Source organism: Nostoc sp. (assembly GCF_036917455.1).
Lineage (GTDB): Bacteria > Cyanobacteriota > Cyanobacteriia > Cyanobacteriales > Nostocaceae > Nostoc.
Genome location: NZ_JBALDK010000002.1, coordinates 1 through 8434, shown reverse-complemented (window position 1 = coordinate 8434; position 8434 = coordinate 1). Strand labels below are relative to the sequence as shown.

General features: G+C 41.1%; 9 protein-coding genes. 5 read left to right on the top strand and 4 right to left on the bottom strand.

Going from position 1 to position 8434, the window contains the following annotated elements:
• The first annotated feature begins 404 nt into the window (after positions 1-404).
• The 4 genes from V7K42_RS00060 (at position 405) to V7K42_RS00045 (ending at position 3195) form a co-directional block, all read left to right on the top strand.
• Complete coding sequence (locus V7K42_RS00060) at positions 405-800, top strand: hypothetical protein (protein ID WP_334912381.1); 396 nt, start codon at positions 405-407, stop codon at positions 798-800.
• 105 nt (positions 801-905) lie between these two features.
• A complete protein-coding gene (locus V7K42_RS00055; RefSeq protein ID WP_334912379.1) occupies positions 906-1664 on the top strand; it encodes an ATP-binding cassette domain-containing protein in 759 nt (252 codons plus the stop codon).
• Positions 1661-2293 (top strand): ABC transporter permease, encoded by a 633-nt coding sequence (locus V7K42_RS00050; protein ID WP_334888609.1) that lies wholly within the window; start codon positions 1661-1663, stop codon positions 2291-2293. Before V7K42_RS00055 ends, V7K42_RS00050 begins: the two co-directional genes overlap by 4 nt.
• Entirely contained in the window at positions 2293-3195 is a 903-nt protein-coding gene (locus V7K42_RS00045) for a glycine betaine ABC transporter substrate-binding protein (protein WP_334912377.1), read from the top strand. The genes V7K42_RS00050 and V7K42_RS00045 overlap by 1 nt, the downstream gene beginning before the upstream one ends.
• An 88-nt stretch (positions 3196-3283) precedes the next feature.
• Here V7K42_RS00045 and V7K42_RS00040 read toward each other — a convergent pair whose 3' ends face one another.
• The 4 genes from V7K42_RS00040 to V7K42_RS00025 form a co-directional block, all read right to left on the bottom strand.
• Positions 3284-3781, bottom strand: a complete 498-nt coding sequence (locus V7K42_RS00040; protein WP_334912375.1) for a GNAT family N-acetyltransferase — start codon at positions 3779-3781, stop codon at positions 3284-3286.
• A 462-nt stretch (positions 3782-4243) separates the two neighbouring features.
• Complete coding sequence (locus tag V7K42_RS00035) at positions 4244-4939, bottom strand: pentapeptide repeat-containing protein (RefSeq protein ID WP_334912373.1); 696 nt, start codon at positions 4937-4939, stop codon at positions 4244-4246.
• A gap of 662 nt (positions 4940-5601) precedes the next feature.
• The gene (locus tag V7K42_RS00030; RefSeq protein WP_334912371.1) at positions 5602-6507 is read right to left on the bottom strand and encodes a shikimate dehydrogenase; all 906 of its coding nucleotides are present in this window, start codon (positions 6505-6507) and stop codon (positions 5602-5604) included.
• An 89-nt stretch (positions 6508-6596) separates the two neighbouring features.
• A complete protein-coding gene (locus V7K42_RS00025) occupies positions 6597-6869 on the bottom strand; it encodes a lmo0937 family membrane protein (protein ID WP_334912370.1) in 273 nt (90 codons plus the stop codon).
• A gap of 541 nt (positions 6870-7410) precedes the next feature.
• On the opposite strand from V7K42_RS00025, the gene V7K42_RS00020 reads away from it, so the two are divergent.
• Complete coding sequence (locus V7K42_RS00020; RefSeq protein WP_334912368.1) at positions 7411-8343, top strand: alpha/beta fold hydrolase; 933 nt, start codon at positions 7411-7413, stop codon at positions 8341-8343.
• The last annotated feature ends 91 nt before the right edge of the window (positions 8344-8434 follow it).

Genomic DNA, 8434 nt, shown 5'->3' with positions numbered 1-8434 from the left:
GATTTTTTTCCTTCATCCTCCTCCCCATAACTGCTGACTTTTGTCAAATTTTGTATTAAGAAAGATGTTTATAATGGATAGCTTACTAAGGGGGGATTAAGGGGGGTAAATCCAAGGTTTGGGCTTAATTGCCAGGATGTGTGTACACCGTAGCTTATAAAGGGGGGAAACTTGAAATCTTGCGCCCTCCCCAACATATCGGGGAGGGGTGAGATTTTTGCAAGAAGTCTATTGAAGCGATCGCCAGCGATAAAACTAAGTATAATATCTTAAATCAGGAAAAGTACTTAATTCAGTTAGCTGAACTTGTTTAAAAAAATACATTTATCCACTAATTTTACTGCACCAAAAAACAGCTTGATGAGGTCAAAATAGATTTTAATCTCTCCTTAAGGAATATATTTATGCCTCGTCAAAAACGTACATCCCGTGTTATGGAAAAAGCTGAATTCAGATTTGCCGGATTCAAAGCAATCGATCCAAATATGAATTTTGATGATTATTGTAATTTGGAAAGCCTGGCTCAATCAATTGAGCAGTTACACACTACGATTGATGCTTATAATGCTGCTCTAGCTGTAGTTGACTCTTCTAAGACTAAAATTGATGAAATGGAAAAAAACTTGAGTAAGCTTTCAGACAAAATGCTGAAGGGAGTTGCTTTTAAGTACGGCACAGACAGCAGCGAATATGAAATAGCCGGTGGTGTTCGTGATAGCGATCGCATCCGCAAAAGCAGGTTGACTCGATTGAAAACTAGTGCAGGGCTAGCATCAGATCGAAATGCTAAAACGGCATAGTAAAGTAGTAAGGTGTGTTATGCCAAAGGCTAACGCACCGTTTTTATAATTTATTGGGGTGCGTTAGGCTAACGCCATAACGCCACTACATATACCAAGCCACTAATGCCGCAAAATAATCAAACTGCTGTCGAATTCCGCGATGTCACCTTTAGCCGCAATCATCGCCCATTGGTATCAAACCTCAATTTCACCATCCATCAAGGAGAAGCACTAGTATTACTTGGACGCAGTGGGAGTGGCAAAACTACAACAATGAAGTTAATTAATCGCCTATTTACACCTACACAAGGCGAAGTTTTATTTGATGGCATTGCTACAACTCAATGGGATGAAATTAAACTGCGGCGAAAAATTGGTTATGTCATTCAAGAAATTGGTTTATTTCCTCATTTCACTGTAGAACGCAATGTGGGTTTAGTTCCTTTTTTAGAAGGTTGGCAATCTAAACAAATAAAAACGCGGGTTTATGAATTGTTGAAATTAGTAGGCTTAGAACCAGCACAATTCGCCGGACGTTACCCGCATGAACTTTCAGGTGGACAAAGGCAAAGAGTCGGGGTAGCCAGGGCTTTAGCAGCAGATCCGCCAGTATTGTTGATGGATGAACCCTTTGGCGCACTCGATCCCATTACGCGGCTAGAACTACAACAAGAGTTTCGGCATTTGCAGCAAGAATTAGGCAAGACAGTTGTTTTTGTCACCCACGATATTCAAGAAGCCTTAGTTTTGGCATCGCGAATTGGTTTAATGTATGGCGGAGAATTGGTAGTATTGGGAACGACAGATGAATTTATGCGATCGCAACACCCAGAAAGCCTTGCCTTTTTGAAATGTCTGCGTTCCCTGCAAGATACTTTATGAAAAATTTCTTCCTCGTTAAGTATGCCCCAGAAATTCTTCAGCATACTCTCGAACATCTATTTTTAGTAGGCATTGCAATTGGAATTGCTATACTTGTGGGCATTCCATTAGGTATTTTAATTACACGCAAACCTTACCTTCGCCAACCAATTCTCGGCATAGCAAATATTCTCCAAACTATTCCTAGTTTGGCACTATTTGGTTTACTCATTCCTGTTCCCATAATTGGCGGAATTGGTGCAGTACCAGCAATTGTTGCTCTGACTGTATATTCCTTGCTGCCGATAATTCGTAACACTTACACAGGTATTACTAGTGTAGATCCAGCAATTAGAGAAGCTGGGAGAGGAATGGGAATGACAGATAGACAATTGTTATTACAGGTTGAGATTCCCTTGGCAATGGGAATAATTTTAGCAGGTGTGCGAGTAGCAACGGTAATTGCTATTGGTATTGCAACGATTGCAGCCGCAATTGGTGCTGGTGGTTTGGGAGTATTTATTTTTCGCGGCATATCAGTAGTAAACGACCAGTTAATTTTAGCTGGTGCAGTTCCGGCGGCAGTAATTGCATTACTGGCTGATTTTGGAATTGGTTCGTTGGAGAATAAATTAAAAATTAAAAGTTAATGAAAAGATTTCTTACATTATGCTTTTTAACTTGTGTCTTGTTATTAGCGATCGCTAGCTGCACACCAAATATAACTAGTAGCAGCGATGGCAATATTATTGTTGCTTCTAAAGATTTTACTGAACAAGATATTTTAGGTGAACTTTTAGCACAGCAAATTGAGGCAACAACTAATTTAAAGGTATCTCGTCGCCCTCGTTTGGGTGGTTCTTTTGTTTGTCATAGTGCAATTACTGCTGGCAAAATCGATGCTTATATTGAGTATTCAGGCACAGCTTTTACTGCAATTTTAAAGCAGAAGGCAGTGAACGATCCTAAAGAAGTTTATGAGAAGTTAAAGCAAACTTATGCCCAGAAATTTAATTTAGAAGTGATGCCAAGCTTAGGTTTTGAAAACACTTTTGCAATGATTGTCCGGGGTGATGATGCTAAACGCTACAATATTCAAACTCTCTCAGAAGCTACTCAATATACACCGCAGTGGCGCGGTGGTTTTGGTTACGAGTTTTTAGAACGAGAAGATGGTTTTCCGGGATTAGCAAAAACTTATGATTTACGTTTTGCCAAACCTCCCCAAATTATGGATTTGGGTTTAATATATCGTGCTTTGATTCAAAAACAAGTAGATATGGTGGCGGGAAATTCTACTGATGGGCAGATTTCTCGCTTGGGTTTAGTTGTCTTAAAAGATGATAAACACTATTTTCCACCTTACGAAACTGTGCCTATTGTTAGGCAAGAAATATTAAAAAAATATCCCCAATTAAGAACTGCGATCGTTTCTCTTGCAGGGAAGATTTCGGCAGACGAAATGCGGCAATTAAACTATTTAGTTGAGGGGGAATTACGCGATACTAAAGATGTTGTCCAAGAGTTTCGCAAATTGAAAGGATTAGGTTAATCTCAAGGATAGATATAAAGGGAGTATTTTACTTTTGTAAAAATATTTCTAGCTTTGGCAAATAGAATTTAGCTAAAATTTTGACTAGTTAGCTATTATACGCAAATACCACAAACCCACTGCCTTCATAAGTGAACTCTGCCATCTTGCACATACCCATTTTTTGATGTGCGTGCAATGATGCTTCATTGTTTGCTTTAATAAACAGTATTCCTTCTCGCCCTGGGAGAAAATCTTTCAACTTCGCAAACATTACCGCAGCAATACCTTGCCCACGCATGGTTTCATCAACACAGATGGGGCCATACAAGTAAGCATCTTTTGTACCAGCGTAGGTTTGTAACACCACCTTGATTATTGGTAAATTAGCAGTTGTCTTTAACCAACTGAGTAAAAATCCGACAACTTGACCATCTTTGCGGGCAACAACACTCGGCATTTGAGATATAGTCATTATTACTGCTTCTAGCTCAAGATGACCTAACAACATACCACCATGTTCTGCGTCATTGGCTTGAGCCAACTTGAGAATTCCAGTAACATCGCTGAGGCTGGCACGGTCAATCACAACATCATTGAGGTGCATACAGTCTTAACCTAAATTAGGAAAAATAGAAGTTCCCTAGTAGGGAGCGCTAGCTTAAAGCCAAATTCAAAGCGGAGCAATGCGATTTTGTGAGCAGGGGGAGCAGGGGGAGCAGGGGATGCAGGGGAGGCAGGGGAAGAGAAAGAAATAAGTGTATTTATAGCTATAAAGGTCGTAAAAAATACTAAGGTTTTCTCTTCACTCCCCCTGCTCCCCCTGCTCCCCCTGCCTCAAGAGCTCTTTTCACGAGGATCTCACTTTTTTGCGATCGCTTGTTGGAAGATAATAAGCAGGGTTATTTTCCAATTATCCAAACTTGAATATTATTCATTATGCCATCTCTGGATCAACAGCGATCAAACTAATATTTAGTTGTGTAACGATCTAGATATCTGATGGCGAACAAAAATGTTTTGATTTGGTTAGTTTTTAAACAACAAGTGCAATAGCTTCCAGCTAAAGTCATTGGAGAGCAAAATCCAAGTCACTTTCAATTAACTTTGCATCTGTTAGGTTAACCCCACTTAAATTGCAAAAGTGAAATTTTGCCCCTCTAAGGTCTGCTAATGATAGATTAGCTCCTGTTAAATCTGCATCAGTGAGGTTAACTTCACTTAAGTTAGCCCTACTTAGATTAGCACCCCTCAGTGAAGCTTTTTGGAGGTTTGCCTTAGTTAAGTTTGTCCTTATTAGGTACGCCTTACTCAAATCGGCTCCATTTAAATTAGCTTGGCTTAAATCTGCCGCCGTTAAATCAGCTTTACTCAAATTGGTTTGACTTAGGTTTGCCCAATTCAACAAAGCATAACTTAGGTTAATTTCACTCAGCTTCATTGATGCAAGTACTACACACTTCAAGTTAGCATTAATAAAATTTCTTTCTCCCATTGCATAACGGCGTAAAACTTCATCAGTTGTTACTCTGCCTAAAACAGCTTTTGAAGCGCCTTGGTAACACCATGTAGCTTCTAATAGTTTAGTAGCAGTGTTAACAGCTACCTCATCACATTTAGCAATTATCACACCATTGCAGCTATCCCATTGACCGTTAAGCATAAGGGCAATCTCACTAGCAGCAGCAATTGAATCAAATAATAAAACAGATTCTTGGCGCTGTTTTAACCAACTATTCCAACCAATCGAGATAATATTTTTCATTTTTATAAGTTTTGGTGCGTTAGAGGATGAATGAACAAGTATTTCGCTATGATTTTAGGTACTTAGCGATCCCCCCCTAACCCATGCCAGTTGCTCATGGGGGAAACCCCCAAGACCGCGCTGGCTCCCCTTAAAAAGGCTAGGGTGTACACACAAGTCTGAAATAGCTTACTCACCTAGTTTTTCGCGTCAGTTTTACCCTACCCTAACGCAATACTGCTCGGTTAAGAGTCGATCCCCCCAACCCCCCTTAAGGGACTTCCAACTAAAAAAATATCCCATCGCTTTGGCGAGCAGGGGAGGCAGGGGGCGCAGGGGAAGCAGGGGAGGAAGAATCTAATTGATCATCTTCGCTCCAAAATTGAATAATTTAATTTCTGGAAGTCCTTAAAAAGGCTACGGTGTACACACAAGTCTTTCTCACCCCCTCTAACTCCCCCTTGGTAAGGGGGAGAACCGGATTTCCCCCCTTACCAAGGGGGAATTAAGGGGGGTAAATCCAATGGGCTTAATTGCCGGGATGTGTGTACACCGTAGCTTAAAAAGGGGGGCAAAAGTCTCTTAAAGTCCCCCAATTTATGGGGGGATTTAAATGGGATCTAAAATGTTTTATACCGACAATAGAACTTTTAAAACATCCTTTTAGGGTAATTATTTCTTCATCAACTAAAACCCAAATGCTTTTGCAAAGCTTGGCGCATGACTTCTACAGGTATATTTTCTTGCTGTAACCAGATTTTTAACGCTGCTACCCCTTGCTGGACTAGCATTTCTAAGCCATCGATGGTAATTGCACCTTGTTTTTCAGCTTGCTCTAGAAATTGCGTCGGTTTAGGGATATATATCAAATCGTAAGCGATCGCGCCTGTTGGTAAATTTGCTATTTCTTCTCTACTCAAAGGCGACTCATCAACGTTGGGATACATCCCTATGGGAGTTGTGTTTACCAGCAGATTCGCTTGGGGAATTAGCTTTGCAACTTCTTCCCATTGATGAACTTGCAAAGTCTCCGCTATGGGTGAATTACTCCAACTATGGCGGAATTCTTGTAATCTCTGCATATTTCGCCCAACAACAAGAATTTTGGCAAAACCTAGTTGGTGACAACCTGCTACAACTGCTCTAGCTGCGCCACCATTGCCTAAAATTACCGCTACCTTCTGACTCCAATTTTGCTTATAGGTTGTCTGCAAAGGAGCGATAAACCCTTCTATATCGGTGTTTGTCCCCACCCATTGATTATTTTGACGACTAACAGTATTCACTGCCCCTATGGTTTGGGCAAGAGGGGTAATTTCTGACAGGAGGGGCATGATTGCCTGTTTGTGGGGGATTGTAACACTAAAGCCGACAACCCCAATAGCGGCAAAGGCTGCGATCGCTACTTCTAAATTCTCTGGTGCTATGGGAAAGGGAAGATAAACGTAATCTAATCCTAAATTAGCGATGTCTTCGACGAGCTGCGCTAACGCTGCATTATGCATCAGTGGCGACAGCGAATGTTCCACCGGATGTCCAATTACCCCTAGTAGTTTAGTTTTACCTGTAATCAATTTGTCATGTGTCATTTGTCAATAATCAGTAGTGATTTTTCCTTGCTCAATCCTTATAAAGCAAGGATTTCAGTCTTTATTATCACTACATATTTACCAACTTATTACACATCACGGGCTTTAAAAAAGTTGTAAATAGCAAGCCCAATAGCTATAAGCAACAGTGCATGAATTAAATTTCCAGCAATATGAAGTGTTAATCCTAATGCCCAAAAAGCAACCAGTACAACGACAATACCCCAAAGGATGCTAAACATATATTTGACTCTTAGGAAAGTGATTTTTACTTGCTCACATATTTTATCGTCTAACTTGAGTTTTATTCTATTTGTCTTAAGAGGTTGAATGAACAAATGTTTCGCTGTGACTTTAGGCACTTTTAGATCCCCCCTAACCCCCGATCAATTGGGGGAACCAAAAGAGAGCAATGCTCTAACAGTGAGGTGGGTAAGCAGGGGAGGCAGGGGAGGCAGGGGAGGCAGGGGAAGAGAAAGAAATAAGTGTAGAAGCAGTCTGTTTCGGTAGTAAAAAATACTAAAAATGCCTCTTTACTCCCCCTGCTCCCCCTGCTCATTGGACGATGATCTCACTTTTTCGCGTTGCTCCCAATCAAAATCAAAGTCCCCCTTTTGAAGGGGAGCCACTGCGGTCTTGGGGTCTCCCCAAGTGAAGCAAGTGGCGTGGATTTAGGGGGATCTAAAATTTTTGATACCGACAAGAGGACTTTTCAAACATCCTCTAAGATAGGTTAAAAAATTTAAATCATCTTTCTTAAGAAAGAAACCGAAAGCATTTATTTTTTTTAATACCTAGAACTAGCGTGCCATTCAGTCAAGGCTCAAGAGTCAAAAGTCAAAAACTACCCCTTCTGCTCCTCTGCCCTACAATTATTAAAGCTACTTAACACTTCTTTGAATCATGCAGGCAACTACAGCCCCCTCTACAAACCCAATTCCTGGTAAATATTGGCAGTGGCGCGGGCACAATGTTTACTATGTGCGTGCGGGAGAGAAGCAATCGCAACGTCCGCCTTTGCTTTTGGTACATGGATTTGGTGCTTCCACAGACCACTGGCGCAAGAATATCACAGGATTGTGTCAAGACTTTGAAGTATTTGCGATCGATCTTTTGGGATTCGGGCGATCGGCAAAACCAAAATTGCAGTACAGTGGCGACTTGTGGCGCGACCAACTTCATGATTTTATCAGTGAAGTAATTGGTCAAAAAGCAGTATTAGCGGGTAATTCCCTTGGTGGCTACGCTGGCTTGTGTATTGCAGCGCAACATCCCGAAAGTGCGGCTGGTTTAGTTTTGCTCAATAGTGCAGGGCCCTTTAGCGAAAGCCAACCTACATCTGAGCCTGAAGCTTTACAATCAGAAATTCAGGCTCCCAAACAATCGGCTAATTTGCAGAAAATTCTTGGTGACTGCACTAAGTGGATTTTTCAACAACCTTTAGCCCAGTTTTTGTTATTTCAGTATGTGCGACAACGCTGGGTAATTCGCCAAACCCTAGAAAAAGTTTATCTTGACAAAAGTGCCATTACAGACCAACTAGTAGAAGAAATTTCTCGCCCTGCTGACGACCCTGGTGCGTTGGATGTGTTTGTTTCAGTCTTTAGCAGTCCTCAAGGAGAAAAAGTTGATGTGCTACTAAAGCAATTAACTTGTCCTTTGTTGATGTTGTGGGGAGAAGCCGATCCTTGGATGAATGCTAGAGAACGTTCTCAAAAGTTTCGTCAATATTATCCTGAACTTACAGAACATTTCTTAACAGCCGGTCATTGTCCCCATGATGAAATACCCGATAGAGTAAACCAACTTTTAGGCGATTGGGTTTTGTCTCAGTAAGGGACTTCCAACTAAAAAAATATCCCATCGCTTTGGCGAGCAGGGGAGGCAGGGGGCGCAGGGGAAGCAGGGGAGGAAGAATCTAATTGAT

Excerpts from the sequence above, each read along its gene's own strand:
- V7K42_RS00055 (WP_334912379.1), top strand. The coding sequence starts at position 906 with ATGCCGCAAAATAATCAAACTGCTGTCGAATTCCGCGATGTCACCTTT.
- V7K42_RS00030 (WP_334912371.1), bottom strand. The coding sequence starts at position 6,507 with ATGACACATGACAAATTGATTACAGGTAAAACTAAACTACTAGGGGTA.
- V7K42_RS00035 (WP_334912373.1), bottom strand. The coding sequence starts at position 4,939 with ATGAAAAATATTATCTCGATTGGTTGGAATAGTTGGTTAAAACAGCGC.
- V7K42_RS00040 (WP_334912375.1), bottom strand. The coding sequence starts at position 3,781 with ATGCACCTCAATGATGTTGTGATTGACCGTGCCAGCCTCAGCGATGTT.
- V7K42_RS00060 (WP_334912381.1), top strand. The coding sequence starts at position 405 with ATGCCTCGTCAAAAACGTACATCCCGTGTTATGGAAAAAGCTGAATTC.
- V7K42_RS00020 (WP_334912368.1), top strand. The coding sequence starts at position 7,411 with ATGCAGGCAACTACAGCCCCCTCTACAAACCCAATTCCTGGTAAATAT.
- V7K42_RS00050 (WP_334888609.1), top strand. The coding sequence starts at position 1,661 with ATGAAAAATTTCTTCCTCGTTAAGTATGCCCCAGAAATTCTTCAGCAT.
- V7K42_RS00045 (WP_334912377.1), top strand. The coding sequence starts at position 2,293 with ATGAAAAGATTTCTTACATTATGCTTTTTAACTTGTGTCTTGTTATTA.